At 69.4% G+C, this 17819-nt stretch carries 14 protein-coding genes; 8 read left to right on the top strand and 6 right to left on the bottom strand.

Translation table 11 applies throughout. The features are described from left to right. Positions 1-13: 13 nt before the first annotated feature. Genes ACQP2T_RS41840 through ACQP2T_RS41820 form a run of 5 tightly spaced genes read right to left on the bottom strand, consistent with a single transcriptional unit; the run spans position 14 to position 6656 of the window. Entirely contained in the window at positions 14-1486 is a 1473-nt protein-coding gene (locus ACQP2T_RS41840) for an alpha-N-arabinofuranosidase (protein ID WP_433510382.1), read from the bottom strand. A gap of 3 nt (positions 1487-1489) precedes the next feature. Continuing rightward, on the bottom strand, positions 1490-3616 hold the full coding sequence (locus tag ACQP2T_RS41835; RefSeq protein WP_433510381.1) for a family 43 glycosylhydrolase: 2127 nt from the start codon (positions 3614-3616) through the stop codon (positions 1490-1492). 3 nt (positions 3617-3619) lie between these two features. Next, entirely contained in the window at positions 3620-4429 is an 810-nt protein-coding gene (locus tag ACQP2T_RS41830; protein WP_433510380.1) for a carbohydrate ABC transporter permease, read from the bottom strand. Next, positions 4426-5298, bottom strand: coding sequence for a carbohydrate ABC transporter permease (locus tag ACQP2T_RS41825; protein ID WP_433510379.1), 873 nt, complete (start codon positions 5296-5298; stop codon positions 4426-4428). The genes ACQP2T_RS41830 and ACQP2T_RS41825 overlap by 4 nt, the downstream gene beginning before the upstream one ends. A gap of 29 nt (positions 5299-5327) precedes the next feature. Next, on the bottom strand, positions 5328-6656 hold the full coding sequence (locus ACQP2T_RS41820; RefSeq protein ID WP_433510378.1) for an ABC transporter substrate-binding protein: 1329 nt from the start codon (positions 6654-6656) through the stop codon (positions 5328-5330). A gap of 124 nt (positions 6657-6780) precedes the next feature. Between ACQP2T_RS41820 and ACQP2T_RS41815 the strand changes: the two genes are divergently transcribed. The 5 genes from ACQP2T_RS41815 to ACQP2T_RS41795 all read left to right on the top strand — a co-directional run bounded on the left by ACQP2T_RS41815 (position 6781) and on the right by ACQP2T_RS41795 (position 12003). Further along, on the top strand, positions 6781-7800 hold the full coding sequence (locus ACQP2T_RS41815; protein ID WP_433510377.1) for a LacI family DNA-binding transcriptional regulator: 1020 nt from the start codon (positions 6781-6783) through the stop codon (positions 7798-7800). 154 nt (positions 7801-7954) lie between these two features. After that, positions 7955-9241, top strand: coding sequence for a S1 family peptidase (locus tag ACQP2T_RS41810; RefSeq protein WP_433510376.1), 1287 nt, complete (start codon positions 7955-7957; stop codon positions 9239-9241). Positions 9242-9298: 57 nt separating this feature from the next. Beyond that, the gene (locus ACQP2T_RS41805) at positions 9299-10210 is read left to right on the top strand and encodes a LysR family transcriptional regulator (protein WP_433510375.1); all 912 of its coding nucleotides are present in this window, start codon (positions 9299-9301) and stop codon (positions 10208-10210) included. A gap of 66 nt (positions 10211-10276) precedes the next feature. After that, positions 10277-11194, top strand: a complete 918-nt coding sequence (locus ACQP2T_RS41800; protein WP_433510374.1) for an alpha/beta fold hydrolase — start codon at positions 10277-10279, stop codon at positions 11192-11194. Beyond that, on the top strand, positions 11191-12003 hold the full coding sequence (locus ACQP2T_RS41795) for an LLM class flavin-dependent oxidoreductase (protein ID WP_433510373.1): 813 nt from the start codon (positions 11191-11193) through the stop codon (positions 12001-12003). Before ACQP2T_RS41800 ends, ACQP2T_RS41795 begins: the two co-directional genes overlap by 4 nt. A 4-nt stretch (positions 12004-12007) precedes the next feature. On the opposite strand, the gene ACQP2T_RS41790 is transcribed toward ACQP2T_RS41795, so the two are convergent. Beyond that, positions 12008-13048: an NAD(P)-dependent alcohol dehydrogenase gene (locus ACQP2T_RS41790; protein WP_433510372.1), complete on the bottom strand. Its 1041-nt coding sequence runs from the start codon at positions 13046-13048 to the stop codon at positions 12008-12010. Between the two features lie 209 nt (positions 13049-13257). Between ACQP2T_RS41790 and ACQP2T_RS41785 the strand changes: the two genes are divergently transcribed. Genes ACQP2T_RS41785 through ACQP2T_RS41775 form a run of 3 tightly spaced genes read left to right on the top strand, consistent with a single transcriptional unit; the run spans position 13258 to position 17808 of the window. Then, complete coding sequence (locus ACQP2T_RS41785; RefSeq protein WP_433510371.1) at positions 13258-14127, top strand: branched-chain amino acid ABC transporter permease; 870 nt, start codon at positions 13258-13260, stop codon at positions 14125-14127. A 10-nt stretch (positions 14128-14137) separates the two neighbouring features. Further along, the gene (locus ACQP2T_RS41780) at positions 14138-16687 is read left to right on the top strand and encodes an ATP-binding cassette domain-containing protein (protein WP_433510370.1); all 2550 of its coding nucleotides are present in this window, start codon (positions 14138-14140) and stop codon (positions 16685-16687) included. Continuing rightward, a complete protein-coding gene (locus tag ACQP2T_RS41775) occupies positions 16687-17808 on the top strand; it encodes an acyl-CoA dehydrogenase family protein (protein WP_433510369.1) in 1122 nt (373 codons plus the stop codon). The genes ACQP2T_RS41780 and ACQP2T_RS41775 overlap by 1 nt, the downstream gene beginning before the upstream one ends. Positions 17809-17819: the final 11 nt, after the last annotated feature.

Raw genomic sequence — 17819 nt, 5'->3', positions numbered from 1 at the left:
TGCGCAGAGGTCGCTAGTTGCCGCTGTCGCACTCCGCGAGGATCATCGTCCACGAGGCTGCGGGCAACCGTGCCGTCAGCCGGTCACCGTCAGCCTGTACGGCCAGCGACTGCGGAAGAGCCTCCACCCGGTGCGGGTCGTCTTCGGCGGCGATCACCGAGGCCGACACCGGCCTGACCGCCGCCGGGAGCCGGACGGTGAGGTCGAGGTCCTGGTCGGGCGACCGGTTGACGGCGAACAGTGCCACCTGGGACCCCTCGACGGTGGCCACCGCCGACAGCGCGGGCGCCTCGCCGTACCGTTCGGTCTCCAGGAGCGGCCCGGACGGTTCCACCCGCAGCACGGTGCCGCGCGCGTGCCGGGCCGTCAGCGCGAACGGGTGGAAGATCGTCTGACGCCAGGCCGGGCCGCCGGGCTCGGTCCTGATCGGCGCGATGATGTTGGCGAGCTGCGCCTGGCAGGCGATGCTCACCCGGTCGGCGTGCCGCAGCAGCGTGATCAGGAAGTCCCCCACCACCACGGCGTCGGCGGCGGTGAAGGTGTCCTCGATCAGCTCCGGCGCCTCCTGGAACGGCGAGCGCTCGCGCCCGGTGAACCGGCTCTGGTTCCAGACGTTCCACTCGTCGAAGGACAGGTTGATCTTCTTCTTGCGCCTGAGCTTCGCCCCGACGTGGTCGGCCGTGGCCACGATGGCCGAGATGTAGCGGTCCATGTCCACGGCGCTGCAGAGGAAGCCGGGCAGATCGCCGTTCTCCTCGTAGTAGTTGTGCAGCGACAGGTAGTCGACCGCGTCGTAGGCGTGTTCGAGCACGGTGGCCTCCCACGCGCCGAACGTCGGCATCCCGCTGTTGGAGCTGCCGGCCAGCACCAGCTCGATGCCGGGGTCGACGAGCCGCATGGCCTTGGCGGTCTCGTTCGCGAGCCGTCCGTACTCGTGCGCGGTCTTGTGACCGATCTGCCAGGGCCCGTCCATCTCGTTGCCGAGACACCAGAGCTTGATCCCGTACGGGTTGGTCACTCCGTGTTTGACTCGCAGGTCCGACCACTGCGTACCCGAGGGGTGGTTGGCGTATTCGAGCAGGTCACAGGCCTCCTGGATGCCCCGGGTGCCGAGGTTGACGGCCATCATCGGCTCCACCCCGGCGACCCGGGCCCAGGTCATGAACTCGTTGAGCCCGAACGCGTTCGTCTCGATCTGCCGCCAGGCCAGGTCCAGCCGGGAGGGCCGGTCGGGGCCGACGCCGTCCTCCCAGCGGTAGCCGGAGACGAAGTTGCCTCCCGGATAGCGGACCACGCTCACGCCCATCTCGCGGGTCAGCTCCAGCACGTCGGTGCGGAAGCCGTTGTCGTCCGCCGCCGGGTGGCCCGGTTCGTAGATGCCGGTGTAGACGCACCGGCCCATGTGCTCGACGAACGAGCCGAACAGGCGCCGGTCGACGGGGGCGATGCGGAAAGAGGGGTCAAGGGTCAGGTGTGCTTGTGGCACAGGTCAGGCTCCTCGGTAGACGCGTACGTAGTCGAAGTCGGCGTTGACGGCCGGCTGGGCCCCTCCGTGGGCGACCAGGCCGACGCGCACGTCCGTGTCCTTGGGGAAGGTCCACACGCCGCCCCAGGTCCAGGTCTTGCCGTCGCGGCTGGATCCGGCGCGGAACTCGTGCTCCCCGTTGGCCGGGTCCGCGTGGTGCGCCAGCCGCAGCCAGGTGGTCTTGGCGGGTGGGCCGACGATGTTGCCGCCGTAGGACAGGCGGTCGGCGAAGGTCAGCTCGCGGCCGTACTCGACCTGGCGGGTGTTCCAGATGGCGACCTGGGACAGGCGGGCGAAGTCGTCGTCGGAGGCGTAGGCGATCAGCCCGGCCTGCTGGTAGTTGCGTACGGCGTCCTCGCCCAGGTCGAGCGTGACCTTGGTCTCCACGACGTAGTCGCCCTTGGGGGCCTCGCGCAGCAGCGCCGACGCCTTGTTGCCGGCCCCGACCAGGTCGCTGCCCTGGACGGGCCAGCGCAGCACGCCTTCCTCGGTCCTGGCCGCGGCGTCCTGCCGCACCCAGGTCCAGCGGGAGTCGAGCGGCCCGTCGAACTCGTCGGCGTCCAGCAGCCTGCCCGTACGCGGCGTCGGCGCCGCCTTGGTGACGGCCTTGAACAGCGGGGCGGCGGAGACGTTGTCGAAGTCGGCGCCCCCGTCGGCGACCAGCCCGATCGGGCCGTTGGCGTGGCCCGTGACGGTGACGCTCGCCCGCGGGTCACGCAGCCGGGCCTCGGTCACCTCGGCGGTGATCGTCCGTCCCTTGACCGTGACGGCCAGGTTGTGCCAGGTCGCGGCCCCTCCGGGCAGCGCCACCGTACGGGACGCGCCGCCCGAGGTGAGCGTCAACCCGTCGCGCGAGACGACCGCGGTCGTGCCACCTAGGCGAATCCCAGCGGACTTGTCCGTCTTGAGGTCGGTCTCGACGCGGACGTCCCCGCCGAGCGACCTGCGGCTGATGAGCGTGCCCTGGCCGCGGACATACCCATCCTGTACGGTCCAGCCGGCCGTGTTCCGCCAGCCCGACAGATCGCCCGCGAACCGATCGTCCACGACCCCGCGGGTCACCGGCGTCTCCCGCGACTGCTCGGAAGGCCCGGCCCCCGCACGCACGGTAGGCCAGCCGTCGATCCAGTCCAGCCGGTCCAGCAGCATGGGCCGCTCGTTGATCCCGTAAGGCTCGTCCAGGAACGGGTCGTTTCGATCAATTGCGTGGTAGAGCATCCAGTCCTGACCGGAAAGGTCGGTGAGCTGGGCGTGGTGGCCGGTGCCGATGAAGCGGTTGCCGTTCTGGTCCAGGACGGGTGTGCCACCGGCGCGCGAGGCCAGCAGCGGCACGCCCTCGCGGTCGGCGAACGGGCCGCGCGGGCTGGTCGAGCGCCCGGCCAGCACCGAGTAGCCGGTGGTCGGCCCGGCACAGCAGTTCGCCGAGGAGCCGAGCAGGTAGTAGTAGCCGTCGTGGCGCACCACGTACGCGCCCTCGAACTTGTTGTCGATCGCGACCTGCTGCGGCTGCCCGGTGGCGCGCAGCCCGTCGGCGGACAGCTCGGTCACCCACAGGCCGCCGAAGAACCCGCCGAAGTACAGGTACTTGCGCCCGTCCACGTCGGTGAACTGCGCGGGGTCGATCGTGTTCCAGTAGGAGTTGCCCGAGGGGCGCGGGGCGACGACCGGGGCGTCGATGTGCGTCCACGGCCCGGTCGGCGTGGGCGCCGTGGCGGCGCCGATCGAGTAGTCCCAGTTGGCGGGCGTGGTGGCGGTGTCGGTGACGGTGAAGTACATGACGTACCGGCCGTCGAGGTAACGGATGTCCGGGGCCCAGAACAGACTTCCCGGCGCCGCGTACGACGGCAGGTTGTCCGGCCCGAACGCGTCGCCCACGTAGGTCCAGTTGACCAGGTCGCTGGAGCGGGAGATCGGCAGCCTGTGCAGGACCTTCTCACCCTCGCGCAGCGGGTCCGAGGTGCCGTAGGAGTACCAGTAGCCGTCCTGCCCGCGGATCACCGACGGGTCGGCGAACGTGTCGGAGAAGGAGTTGGACACCGGATTGGTGAAGAGGGAGAGGATCAGTGTGGCGATGACAGCCAATGGGTGCATGTGTCAGCCCTTCAGGCCACTACGAGAGATGCCTTCGATGACGTACCGCTGGGTCAGACTGAAGAGGATCAGGACGGGGATGCTGGCCAGCACCGCGCCCGCCATGATCACCGGATAGTGGATCGTGTACGCGCCCTGGAGGATCGACAGTCCCGGCGGCAGCGTGAAGTACTCGGGACTGAAGATCACGTAGATCGGCCAGATGAAGTCGTTCCAGTTGGACAGGAAGCTCAGCACGGCCAGCGTGGCCAGCGCGGGCCGCGACAGCGGCAGCGTGATCCGCCAGAAGATGTGCCAGTGGTTGGCGCCCTCCATCAGCGCGGCCTCGTCCAGCTCACGCGGCAGCCCGACGAAGAACTGCCGCAGGAAGAACACCCCGAACGCGCCCGCCGACCCCGGCACGATGAGCGCCGTCAGGCTGTCCAGCCAGCCGAGCCGGTCGACGATCAGGAACTGCGGGATGAGGAAGACGAACCCCGGCACCAGCAGCGTGCCGACGATCATCCCGAACATCAGCTTCTTGCCGCGGAACTCCAGCCTGGCCAGCGCGTACGCGGCCAGCGACGACACCGCGAGCACCAGCAGCATGTGCCCGGTGGCGGCGATGACACTGTTGGCGAACCAGCGCAGCACCGGCGTGTCCGTGGTGCCCTGGAAGACCGTCCCGTACGCGGACGTCGTCGGCTCGGCGGGCAGCAGCGTGGGCGGCACCCGGGTGGCCTCGGTCTGCGTCTTGAACGACACGCCCAAGGCCCACACCAGCGGCCCCACGAACACCACGGCGAGGGCCAGCGGGCCCGTGTAGCGCTTCACGACCGGGTCCTGAACAGCCGGAAGTTGACCACGCTGATCAAGATCAGCAGCAGGGTGAGCAGGTAGCTCATGGCCGAGGCGGTGCCCATCTTGTACTCCCTGAGCCCCTGCTGGAGCATGTACATGATCGCGGTCCGCGTCTCCCCGCCCGGCGCCCCCTGGGTCAGCAGGTACGACTGGCCGAACATGTTCGCCGAGGCCAGGATCGTCGTGGTCACCACGAACAGCGCGACGGGCCGCAGCCCCGGCAGTGTGACGTGGACGAACTCGCCCCACCGCCCCGCGCCGTCCACCTTCGCCGCGTCGTACAGCTCGCGCGGGATGTCCTGCATCCCGGCCAGGTAGATCACCGCGTTGAAGCCGAGCGTCCACCAGACCGTCACCCCGACCAGCGCGATCCAGGCCCACGGCGTGGCGGTGGTCCAGGGGATCGGCGTGCCGAGTATCCAGGCGACCAGGCCGAGGTTCGGGTCGAGCAGCAGCCGCCACATCAGGCACACCACCGCCACGCCGAGCACGAACGGCGCGAAGAACAGCCCCCGGAAGAACGTCCTGCCCCGGAAGGGCCGGTTGAGCAGCAACGCCACCCCGAGCGGCAGCACGACCAGGAACGGCACGCTGAACACGGTGAAGATCCCGGTCGCCCGCATCGACATCCAGAAGTCGCCGTAGACGGGCGACTGCTCGTCGAACAGCGCCGTGTAGTTGTCCAGGCCGACGAACGGCTTGCCCTCGAGCATGTAGTCCCAGTCGTGCAGGCTCACCCAGATCCCGAACAGGGCCGGGGCCAGCACGAACACGGAGAACAGGATCAGGTACGGCGCCAGGAACAGGTACGGCGTCGCCTTGCCCGACCGGGGAACGCGCACGCCCGGCCCTTTCACAGAGGTCGCGACCATCAGGCGCCGTACTTCTTCCGGTTGGCCTCAAGGATCTTGTCGGCCTTGGCGGCGGCCTCCGTGAGCGCGTCCTTGGGGCTTTTCTTGAGCAGGATCGCCGCGTTGATCGCCTGGTCGACGGCCGCGAAGGCGTCCCCGATGCCCGCCACCGACGGCGGGAAGTACAGGTAGTCGATCTGGGTGCCGATCGTGGCCTGCTCCTTCAGCGCCGCGAACTCCGCGCCGTCGCGGATCGACTTGCGGGCCGGCACCTGGCCGCCCTTGGCCCACTCCAGGGAGTGGCCGCTGATCCAGTTGATGAACACCTTGGCCGCGGTCAGCTTGTTCTGGTCGGGCGTACGCTGCTTGAACACCACGAACTGGTGCGAGCCCGCCCACGCCGCCGGTTTCGCCCCGATCTGCGGGAGCGGCGCGACGCCCCACTCCAGGTTCTTGATCTCCTTGAGCGTGTTGATGGACCAGATGCCGTTCCAGTTGAAGGCGGCCTTGCCGTTCTGCAGGGCGATGAAGTCGGCGTCCTGGCCGACGTTCTTGGGGCTGTAGCCCTTGTTGACGAGGTCGACGAGCCAGGTCAGGGCCTGCACACCGGGGTCCTCGGCGAAGCGCGAGACGCTGGCGTCGTCGGCGAAGTGCTGGCCGCCGTGCTGGTAGAGCAGCGACCCGAACTGCATGCTTCCGGTGAACTGGAACGGTGTGGCCCAGTGTCCCTGGATGCCCGCCTTCTTCAGCGCCTCCAGCGCCTTCATGTACTCCTCGCCGGTCTTGGGCGGCTGCTCCGGGTCGAGCCCGGCCTGTTTCATGACCGTCTTGTTGTAGAAGAAGCCGAGCGGGTGCACGTCGAGCGGGATCGAGTAGCGCGCGCCCTTGTAGACGCCGGCCTTCCAGACCGGCGGGGAGAAGTCCGCCTCGGTGAGGTTGAGCGCGTTGGCCACGTCGTCGAGGGGCAGGACCACCTGACGTGCCGCGTTGGTGGCGACGCTGTCGACGTGCATGATGCCGATGTCGGGGCCTTGACCAGCGGAGACGGCCGCGGGGACCTTCGCGTAGTAGTCCTCCCACTTGTAGACGTTCATCGACACCTTGATGTTCTGGTGCTCGGCGTTGAACTGGTCCACCAGCTTCTTCATGACCGGGCCGTCGCCGCCGGTGAAGCCGTTCCAGAACTTCAGCGAGACCGAGGCGCCGGTGTATTCGGTGGGCGCCGCCGTGGTGGCCGGCGCCTGCGCCTGCTTGGGGCCGCCGCCTCCGCCGCAGCCCGCCGCGCTGATGACCAGCGCTCCGAGGCCCAGTCCCAGTGCGTGCCGCCTGGAGAGGTTGTCGAGGGACATGCCAGATCACTCCTGCCCGTGAGGTTACGGACGTTCTACAACGTTGGTTCCAACGTTGTAAATTGTCTGGCGCCAGTTCGTTACATCGTTGTAAACCAGGTAGGGTTCGGACGGCGAAGGGGGCATGGTGCGGCCGAGGCTTAAGGACGTCGCCGAACTGGCCGGGGTGTCGATCAAGACCGTGTCCAACGTGGTCAACGACTATCCCCATGTCAGCGGCGAGACACGGGCCCGGGTGGAGGCGGCGATAGCCGAGCTCTCCTACCGGCCGAACCTGTCGGCGCGCAGCCTGCGCCAGGGCCGCTCCGGCGTGGTCGCGCTGGCGGTGCCCGACCTGGACAACCCCTACTTCGCCGAACTGGCCACGAACGTCATCGAGGCGGCCGACCGGCGAGGCTGGACCGTGCTCATCGACCAGACCCAGGGCGACCGGGCCAAGGAACGCGTGGTGGTCTCCGGGATCCGCGACCACCTCATCGACGGGCTGCTGTTCAGCCCGCTCGCGCTGACGGGCAAGGACCTGGCCGGGCGTGACGAGCGTACGCCGATGGTGCTGCTCGGTGAGCGCGTCGGGATGGGCCGCTCGCCGTACGATCACGTCGGCATCGACAACGTGGCCGCCGCGCGGGCGGCCACCCTGCACCTGGCCGAGCGCGGCGCGCGCAGGATCGCCGCCATCGGCACGCAGCGCACGGCCGTCGCCGCGACGGGCCGCCTGCGGTTGAAGGGCTACCAGCAGGCGCTCGCCGAGGCCGGCTTCCCCGCCGACCCGTCGCTGGTCGCGCCGGTCGCGAGCTGGGGGCGCGCCGACGGCGCCGAGGCCATGGGCCGCCTGCTCGACTCCGGCGCGCCGGACGCGGTCTTCTGCTTCAACGACACGCTCGCGTTGGGCGCCCTGCGAACGCTGCTCAAGCGGGGGTACGAGGTGCCGGGCGAGGTGATGGTGATGGGGTTCGACGACATCCAGGACGGGCGGTTCGCCACGCCCACACTGTCGACCGTGGCACCCGACAAGGCGCTGATCGCGCAGGCGGCGGTGGACCTGCTGGCCGAGCGACTGGGCGGCGGGACGGAGAAGGCGCACGAGGTGTGCGTGCCGCATCGACTGGCATTTCGGGAGAGCACGGATTTGCCGGGGAAGTAGCCAAGGCTGTGGCTGCGGGCGATCGTGCGCAGCGCCTGCGTCTGGTCCGCCGATACAGCACCCGTGAAGTATCCATCCACTTCGTATTCACAGCCGCCTGACAAAGTCGACGCGAAAGGTCTGAGCTTCCAGAGCAGAGAAAGGTTCGACCCGCGTGCGAAAAAGAGCGAGCTGGAGACTGGCCACGGCATTCTGCCTGATCGTCGTCACCGGCCTGGTCGCCGTTCCGGATACGGCGCTGGCCGCCCCCGCTATCCGGCTGGCCGCCCCGGCGAAGTTACGGGTGGCGGACGTTTCCGGTTCCGTCGACTACCTGACGAAGAAATACGGCGTCAGTGTCGACGAGGCGATGCGCCGGCTGGAGTTGCAGCGAACCTCCGGAGCATTGCACGCTGTGCTCGCCCGCGACTATGCCGACACCTATGCGGGGTCCTGGATCGACCAGGAAAACGGCGGTGTGCTGGTCGTCGAGAGCACCGCCGCCGACGCGCTGGCCCCCGCGCTGAGAGCGATCCCGGACCGCGACCACATCCGCGTCGCGGCCGCGCGGCACTCCCTCAAGGAGCTGAAGGCGAAGGCCGCCGACGTCAGCGCCCGCCTCGGGCTCACGCCCGAGCAGGCGCCGGTGATCAACGAGCAGGAGAATCGCGTCGAACTGCACAACCAGGCCGCGGCCGCGGTGCGCGGATCGGCCGACCGGATCGCCACAGCCGGCGACCTGGACGTTACCGTGATCGATCCGCCGGCCATCACGCCCCAGCGGGGTCCGTGTGAGATCCAGGCGTGTTTTCCCCCGATGCGCGGCGGCTTGAGGCTGGACCTCTACGACGTGAACTACAACAAGATCCAGGGAGACTACTGCACCAGCGGCTTCAATGTGCAGGGCTCGAACGGGTGGAAGTACACGCTTACGGCGGGACATTGTCTCACGGGTCCGGGCTATTACACGAAGCACACCGACGTTTTCGTCGGCCGTCGCGAACCCTTGACCATGAATTCGGAATATCCGGCGGATGGAGCGCTCATGCCATTCGTCACCAGGGGCTTCCAAGAATACGTTAAAATCTGGGCGATATGGCCGTATAACACGGTGATTCACTATGGCAACAAGGCATTCCCGATGTACGGAATGTGGGGGTATGACGACGTCCTCAAGGGCTGGTCCGTGTGTTCGACCGGCGCGAGGTCGGACAACACCAGGTGCGGCGAAATCACGAAAAAGGATGGAGGCTTCCAGTCGAACATCTGCACCAACGCTGGGGACAGCGGCAGCCCGCTGTACAGTGAGGTCGACAACAAGGCCTACGGGATCCTGCATGGGTCTTCAGGGCTGATCTGTGGGCTTGATAAAACGTCGTACTGGTCATCGCTTACGTACATCTTCAACATGGCGAAGAAATCCGGTCTTACCTTCAAGCTGGTCACCGACCCCAACCCGTAACAGCGTCGACACATTAAGAGAAACGATTGTCTCTGATCAAGTCGATCGCCGTTCGCTATGCTCGACGTCATGGCTGATGTCGAGCTACGCCACCTGAGGACCATGGCTGCCATAGCCGAGGAGGGGACATTCGGGCGGGCGGCGGTTCGGCTCGGCTACACCCAATCGTCGGTGAGTCAGCAGATCGCCGCGCTGGAGAAGGCCGTCGGTGGCGCCGTCTTCGATCGGCCTGGAGGTCCCAGGCCGGTACGAATCACTCGCCTTGGCGAGGTGGTCTTGGCCCACGGGCGCGATCTGCTCACGCAGGCGGAGACGCTGGCCGACGCCGTCGATCGCTTCAGGGCGGGTAACGGCCGGATCGACATCGGCACCTTTCAGGGCGCGACCAACCTGATCCTGCCGGCCGTCGTGCGCCGGCTGCTGATCGAGCATCCCGGCTGCGACATCAGGCTGTCCGAGGTGGAACCGGAGGATCCACAGATCGGGGATCTCGACCTGCTGTTCCACTACGGCCGGATCGAAGGCGACGTCGAGCACGTCGAGCTGCTCGACGAGCCGTATCTCCTGGTGGCCGGCGCCGGCGCGTTTCCCGATGGTCCAGTACGGGTGACTTTGCTCGACGATGCTCCGCTGGTCGCCTGGCCTCCCACCTATCACCAGACATGGTTGGAGCGAGAGCTGGCCGGCGCCGGCGCGCGGCCACGGATCGTGTTCCGAACCGCCGGCCACGAAACCATCGTGTCCATGGTGCGGGCGGGCATAGGGTCGGCGGTGCTGCCGTGGCTCGCCCTTCACGGATCCGACGCCTGGTCCGACGACCGGCTCAGCATCCACCAACTGCGACCATCGCCCGCTACCACGTGGTATCTGTACTGGCCGGCCGGACGCACCCAGTCGCCGCTCGCGACCCGAGCCATCGCCATGGCCGTCGAAGGCGCAAAAGAGCTGGCCAGCCAGATTCATCGCTAGAGACGATCATGTTGATCGATAATCATCGCTTTTCACGATGGAGTCGCGGTACTTAGCCTTCCAGGCATGAACGCTCATCAATCCCATGGCGAGCAGCTCCTGCCGATCAACGGCGTCGAGCTGTGCGTGGAGACCTTCGGAGATCGCGCGAGCTCGGCGATCGTGTTGGTGGCCGGGGCGGCCGCCTCGATGCTGTGGTGGGACGCCGAACTGTGCGAACGCATCGCCGCCCGTGGCCGGTTCGTGGTCCGGTACGACCATCGAGACACCGGCCGGTCGACCTGCCACCCGCCGGGACAGCCCGCCTATTCCCTCGCCGACCTGGCCCTGGACGTGCTCGGCATTCAGGACGCCCTGGGCATCGATCGCGCCCACGTGGTCTGTCAGTCGATGTCCGGCGGGATCGGACTCATTCTCGGTGTGGACCATCCCGATCGGGTCGCGTCGCTGATGTTCGTCTCGACCTCGACCGGTGCCGACGACCTGCCGCCGCCCTCGAGCGATCTGGCCATGCCGGCCGAGCCGGACTCCTTCGACGCGCCCGCGCTCGTGGAGTACGTGGTCGCCGGCGCGAGGGCCTGCGCCGGTGGCTCGCCGTACTTCGACGAGGCCGCGATCCGCGCGTTGGCCGAACGTGATGTGGCGCGTGCCAGGAACTACGCCTCGACTCTGGCCAATCACTACGCCATCGAGTTCGACGAGCCGACCCAGGGCGGCTTCGGCGACATCGCGGCGCCGACACTCGTGGCCCACGGCGACCACGACCCGCTCCTGCCGCTGCCGCACGGCCAGGCGCTCCGCGACGCCATCCCCGGCGCCGAGCTGCTGGTCCTGGAAGGGGCCGGACACGACCTGCCGCGCCCGGTATGGAATGACCTCGTGTCGGCCCTGGTACGGCACACCGAACCCTTGGTACGGCACACCGAACCTCCGGTTCGGCGCACGGAACCCCCGGTACGGCACACGGAGGAGGGCCGCTCATGAACCGGCTACGGTCGGCGCTCTGGCTGCCGCTCTTCGACGACCTCGCCGACCCGCGAGCGGTCGCGCGCCTTGCCGCCGACGCGGAGGCAGCCGGCTGGGACGGCTGCTTCGTATGGGATCAGCTGTGCTGGCGAGCGCCGGTCCGGCAGGTCGCTGATCCGTGGATCGCGCTGGCGGCGATCGCGATGGCGACCGAGCGGCTGCGGCTCGGCCCGATGGTGTCGGCGCTTCCCCGTCGACGGCCGGCCAAGGTCGCGCGGGAGACCGCGACGCTTGATCGGCTCAGCGACGGCCGCCTGACCCTCGGCGTCGGTCTGGGAAGCGACCGTTTCGCCGGCGAGCTGTCCAAGACCGGCGAGCAACTCGACGACCGGCGGCGCGGACAGATGCTCGACGAGTCCCTGGCCATCCTGGCCGCCGCCTGGTCCGGCGAGCCGGTGCGCCATCGCGGCGAGCACTACACCGTCGACGACATCGCGTTCCTGCCACGGCCGGTTCAGCGGCTCGGCGTGCCGGTGTGGGCCGCCGGATTCCCGGGCAACGCCAAGCCGATCCGCCGCGCCGCCCGGCTCGATGGCTTCTTCCCGGTCAATCTCGAGCACCCCGACCAGCTCACCGAGGTCGTCGCCACCCTCACCCAACTGCGCCAAGGTGAGATGGACTCGTACGACATCGCCATCAGCCTGCCGCTCGGCGTCGATCCCGAGCCGTACGCGAAGGCCGGCGCGACCTGGTGGCTGCCGGAGTTCGACCCGGGCGTACGGCTCGACGTCGTGCGTGGCGTACTCCGCGACGGCCCGGTTGGGTGACGCGTCAGCCGGGCGTCAGGACGGCGCGTCCCCTGAGCTCTCCGGCGCGCAGCCGGGCCAGCGCCTCATGGGCGGCCGACAGCGGAAACCGCTCGACCTCGACGTGCAGCGCCCCGGAGCGGCCGAGGGCGATCACCTCCGCGAGTTCGGGCAGGGTGCCCCAGAACGGCAGCGAGATCCTGCCGCCCGGGGGCAGCGGACCCGGTTTGCGGACGGTCAGGTGCCCGCCGCCGTTGCCGACGATGACGAGGTCACCGCCGGCGCGCAGGCCGGCGGCGGCCAGGTCGACCGTTGATTGGCTGCCCGCGAAGTCGAGCACGACGTCGACGCCGCTGCCGCCGCTCGCCGCCCGCAGGATGCGGCCGGTGTCCGGCGAAAGGCGGGTGCTCAGGTGGGCGCCGCACCTGTCGGCGACGGCCAGGGCCTCCTCGCGCACGTCGACGGCGAACACCCGGCTCGGCGTCAACGCGCGCAGGATCTGAATGGCCAGGTGCCCGAGGCCGCCGACCCCGATGACGGCGACCGTCGATTCGTCGTCCAAGGACGCCCGGCACCGCTGGATGGCGTGGTAGGGCGTCAGACCGGCATCGGACAGCGGGGCGGCCTGCACGGGATCCAGTTCGCCGATCGGCTGGAGGTGGCGGGCCGCCGGCACGAGGACGTAGTCGGCCATCCCGCCGTCGCGGCCCAGTCCCATCCCGGCCCACGGCAGTTCCGCCCGGCGGTCGCAGTAGTTCTCCCGGCCCGCCACGCAGCGCCGGCATTCGCCGCAGCCCCAGGGGCCGTACACCACGTACCGCTCGCCGACGGTGATCCCGGTGACGGCCGAGCCCACCGCCGCGACCCGGCCGGCGACCTCATGGCCGAGGGTGAACGGCGCGGGGAAGGGCATGTCACCCGGACCCGCGTCGAGAACATGCAGGTCGGAGTGGCAGAGTCCGGCGGCTTCCACACGCAGGAGGACCTCGAGCTCTCGCGGGGCCGGCTGCTCGACGTCGGTGAGGACGGGCGGCAGACCCCAGCCCGGCAGCCGGAGCGCTCTCACCGCGCCGTCCGATGCGCCGTGAGGCGGATCTCGGCTTCTGTCATGGTCGGCACCAGCATGGCGACACAGTAGCAAACTGAAGTTGGTTCAGTATCGGAGGCGACCCCTTGCTGGAGGGTGGCTGGTCGTCTAAGGTTTTCGAACTGAGTTCATTTTGGGTGACGGGGCGCGGAGCGCGTGAATCGCCCTGCGAGAGGGTGACGGTCGGAATGGATCAGTTCCTGCTCGTCCTGGTGAGCGGCGTCGCCAGCGGCGCGATCTACGGTTTGATGGGCCTCGGCTTGGTGATCATCTACCGGGCGACGGACGTGGTGAACTTCGCCCTCGCCGCCCTGGCCACACTGGGACTCTACGCCGCGATCACCTTCCGTGACAGCGGCGTCGCGATGCTCCTGTGCGTGCTCGCCGCGATCGCCGTGACCGCGCTGGCCGGGGTGCTCGTCCGGGAGGTGGTGATCCGGCCGCTCGGACAGGGGCAGCTGTTCTCCGCGCTCGTGGTGACGATGGGTGTCTCGCTCATCGTCGAGAGCGTGGTGGACTCGATCTGGGGCACCCAGCCGAAGACCTTTCCCAGCCTGGTGGACGGCACCGTCCGATGGGGTGACGCGGCGCTGCCGGCGCAGAGCCTGGTGACCATCGGCATCGCGGCGGTGGCGATGGCGGCCGTCGCGTTCCTGTTCGGGCGCACCACGCTGGGGTCGGCGATGCGGGCCGTCGCCGAGTCCGCCGACACCGCCCAGCTCATCGGCATCAGCGCGCAACGCGTCGCGCGGATCGCGTGGGCGCTCGGCCTCGCTCTGGCCGCCCTCGCCGCCTGCCTGTACGCGCCCAGGTCGGGGCTGGTGCCCACGGTGCTGGCGGCTCCACTGTTCCGCGCGTTCGCCGGGATCTTCCTCGGCGGGCTCACGAGCATGTACGGAGCCGTCATCGGCGGCCTGACCGTCGGGGTGCTGGAGAACCTCGCGGCCAGCTACGTCTCGGCCAGCTTCCGCGACACCTTCGTGTTCTCCTTCACCGTCCTCGTGTTGCTGATCCGCCCGCAGGGCCTGTTCGGCACACGCACCTTCCAGCGGGTCTGAGGAGCAGCACATGGTATTCACCCGCTCGAATCTCGCGATGGCCGCGCTCGGCCCGGTCGCCGGGCTGGCCCTCGTCGCGCTGATGCAATCTGGGGCGATCCCCGCCTATCAGGCCTATTCGGTCGGGCTCGCCGCGGTCTACGCGATCGTCGTCCTCTCGGTCGGTCTGCTGGCCGGCTGGTCGGGGGTGTGGTCCGTGGGTCATCCCGCGTTCGTCGCCGTGGGCGCCTACTTCGCGGCGTACGGCGGAGCGCACCAGTGGCCGCTGGAGTGGGTGATCGTGGGGGCGATCGGGTCGTGCGCGCTGATGGGCGCCTTCCTCGGGTACGCCGGCGCCAGGTTCTCGGTGCTCTATATCGCCCTGCTGACGCTGGCGTTCAGCCTGGTCTCCCTTGAGGTGATCAACCGGTGGACCAGCGTGACCGGCGGCGACCAGGGCGTGGCGGTGGCCCCGCTGGACAGTGTGTTCGGCGCGGTCCCGAGTGGCGGCGGCGAGGCCCAGTATCTCGCCGTCCTCGTGGCGGGAGTGGTGTTCGCGGTTGCGATCTTCGCCAGGTCGACCGCGCTGCGCATGCGACTGGTCGCGGCGAAGGCACACCCGCTGGTCGCCCGTTCCGTGGGCATCGTGCCCGAGGCGCAGACCGCTCTGTCGTTCGCGGTCAGCGCGGCGTTCACCGGCCTGGCCGGCGTGCTGCTGGGCCTGATCACCGGCTTCGTCAGCCCTGATACGTTCTCGCTGAACTTCGGCGTCACCATCATCGCGGCCTGCGTGCTCGGCGGCGTCGGCACGGTGTTCGGCGCCGTGGTGGGCGGGGTCTACCTGGTATGGGTGCCGACGGTAGCCGACGCCGTGTCGGTGCCGCAGCCGGTGGTGCAGGGCGTTCTGCTGATCGCCGCGCTGATCTTCCTCCCCGGTGGAGTGGTCCCGTTCCTGGGCACGCTGGTACGAAGAGCGCTGGGCAGGCGAGCCCCCGGCCCTCTAGACGGCGAGCACCACGTCAGCGCGACAGCCGCCGACAGCGGGGAGAGCGCTCCCGCCACCCCGGCCGCGGACGACGTGGCGCCGTTGCTGGTCGTCGATGGCCTGTCCGTGCGATTCGGCGGTCTGAACGCCCTTGAGAGCGCGTCGCTCGACGTACGGCCTGGCGAGGTGCTCGCCATCATCGGCCCGAACGGCGCCGGCAAGACCACGCTGCTCAACGCCGTCTCAGGGCTCATCGGCGGTGCGCGGATCAGCGGTGCGGTCGGCTACGCGGGTGTGAACCTGATGGGGACGAGGGCCACCGCACGGCGCGGGCTGGGCATCGCCCGCACCTTCCAGCACGCGGAGACCTTCTCGGAGCTCACGGTCGCGGAGAACGTGCTGTGCACCAAGCGCTGGGTCGGCACGGCGGACCGCGCCCGGGCCGATGAGCTGCTCGCCCTCACCGGGCTGGCCGACGTGGCCGACCGCTACCCGGCCGAACTGCCGTTCGGGCTGCAGAAGCGCCTGGACCTGGCCCGGGCGATCGCCGAGGAGCCGAAGCTGCTGATCCTTGACGAACCGTTCGGCGGCCTGGACGCCACAGAGCGTCAACTGGCCGCCCAGCAGATCGTCCGCCTGCGTGCGCGGGGCGCCGCCGTCGTGATCATCGATCACGTTCTGGACGACCTCTTCGCCGTCGCCGACAGGGTGGTCGCCTTCGACTTCGGCAAGCCGATCGGTTCCGGCGAGCCGGGCGCCATTCTGGCGGACCCGAAAGTGCGCTCGTCGTACCTCGGCCTGACCGCCACCCGCGCCGAACTGCCGGACCGCCCCGACGAGACCGTCGCCATCGCCCTGCGCGACGTCAGCCACCACTACGGTGGTGTCGCCGCCCTGCACGACGTCCACCTGGACATCGGCAAGGGCTCGGTCATCGGCGTCGTCGGGGCGAACGGCGCGGGCAAGAGCACGCTCGGCAAGATCATTCATGGCTCGCTGCGCCCGTCGTCGGGGCAGGTGCGGATCGGCGAGTCCGGCGCGCCCCCGGTCCGCGGCAGCCTGGTCCCCGAAGGCCGTGCCCTCTTCAAGACCCTTTCGTTGCGGGAGAACCTCGAAGTGGCCGGTTACGCCGCGGGCGTCCATGGCTCGGCCCTGCGCACCCGCCTCGACGAGACCGCCGCATGGCTGCCGGAGCGGCTGCGCGGCCGCCTGTCGGTGGCCGCGGCCGGGCTGAGCGGAGGAGAGCAGCAGATCCTGGCCATCGCACGAGCCCTCATGGCCCGGCCGGACGTGCTGATCCTCGACGAGCCCGCGCTGGGGCTGGCGCCGGCCCTGGTCGACGAGGTCTACGCCCGGATCAACCAGCTCGCCCGCGAGGGGATGACGATCGTGCTCCTGGAGCAACTGCTCAGCAGGGCGCTCACCTCCTGCCATGAGGTGGTGGTGCTGCACGAGGGCCGGGTGGCCGCGTGCGGAGACGCGTCGGACCCCTCGTTCGCCGAGACCGCGGAGCTGGCCTACTTCGGTGGGGAGGCCGCGACCTTGCTCAAGCTAAGTGAGCTCAAGCTAAGCGATGTGAACGAACTGGAGGCCTGATGCTCGACGTCGATCCGGCGCTGCTCGGCGACACCGATGAACGCAAGCAGCTACGGGAGGTCCTGCGCGACTTCTTCGCCGAGGCCGTCGCGTCGGAGGACGTACGCGAGCACCTGGCGACCGGCCGCGGACACGACCCGGCGCTGTGGGCGCGGATGGCCACGGAGCTCGGCGTCCAGGGCCTGGCGATACCGGAGGAGTACGGCGGGTCGGGCTTCTCGTTCGCGGAGCTCGCGGTGGTCTTCGAGGAGGCGGGCCGGGCGCTGCTGTGCGCCCCCTTGCTCTCCACCAACGTGCTCGCGACCTACGCCCTGCTGCTCAGCGGAGATCGCGAAGCCTGCGCCCGTTACCTTCCCGGCATCGCCGCGGGCACCCTCACCGCGACGGTCGCGGGCTTCGACGACGGCGGCGTGCTACGAGCCAGGCCGGGGGAGGGCGGGTGGACCGGCAGCGGGACGGCCGACTTCGTGCTCGACGGGTGCGGGGCCGACCTGATCCTCGTCGCGGCGCGGACCGCCGATGGAGCCGGTCTCTTCGCGTGCGAGCCTGGCGCGGAAGGCGTCACCCGGACGGCCCGGACGGTTCTGGACGGCACCCGCCCCCAGGCCCTGGTCGCTTTCGCGGACGCTCCGTTCGTACCGATCGGGCAGCAGGGGAACGCCGCCGCGTTCACCGGGCGGGTGCTCGACATCGGGCGGGCCGCGCTGGCCGCCGAGCAGGTCGGCGGGAGCGCGCACGCGCTCGACGCGAGCGTGTCGTACGTGCTGGAGCGCCGTCAGTTCGGCCGGCAGATCGGCTCGTTCCAGGCGATCAAGCATCGGCTGGCCGACCTGCTGGTCGAGATCGAGGCGGCACGTTCGGCCGCGGTCTACGCGGTGGCGTGCGTCACCGCCTCGTCGCCGGATCTGCCGGCGGCGGCCAGTACGGCGAAGGTGGTCTGCTCCGGCGTGTACAGCCGGGCGACGGCCGAATACGTGCAACTGCACGGCGGGATCGGGTTCACCTGGGAGCACCCCGCCCACCTTTATCTACGCCGCGCCCGAGCGGCGGAGGTGTTGTTCGGCACGGCCGGTGACCACCGGGCGCGACTGGGCGGTCTGCTCGGCCTGAACGCGGTCTGACAGGCGAGATT

Origin of the sequence: Nonomuraea sp. CA-143628 (assembly GCF_050942315.1) — a bacterium.
Classification (GTDB): Bacteria; Actinomycetota; Actinomycetes; order Streptosporangiales; family Streptosporangiaceae; genus Nonomuraea.
Note: the sequence above shows the minus strand (reverse complement) of the source record. Positions and strands in the feature narration are given on the sequence as shown.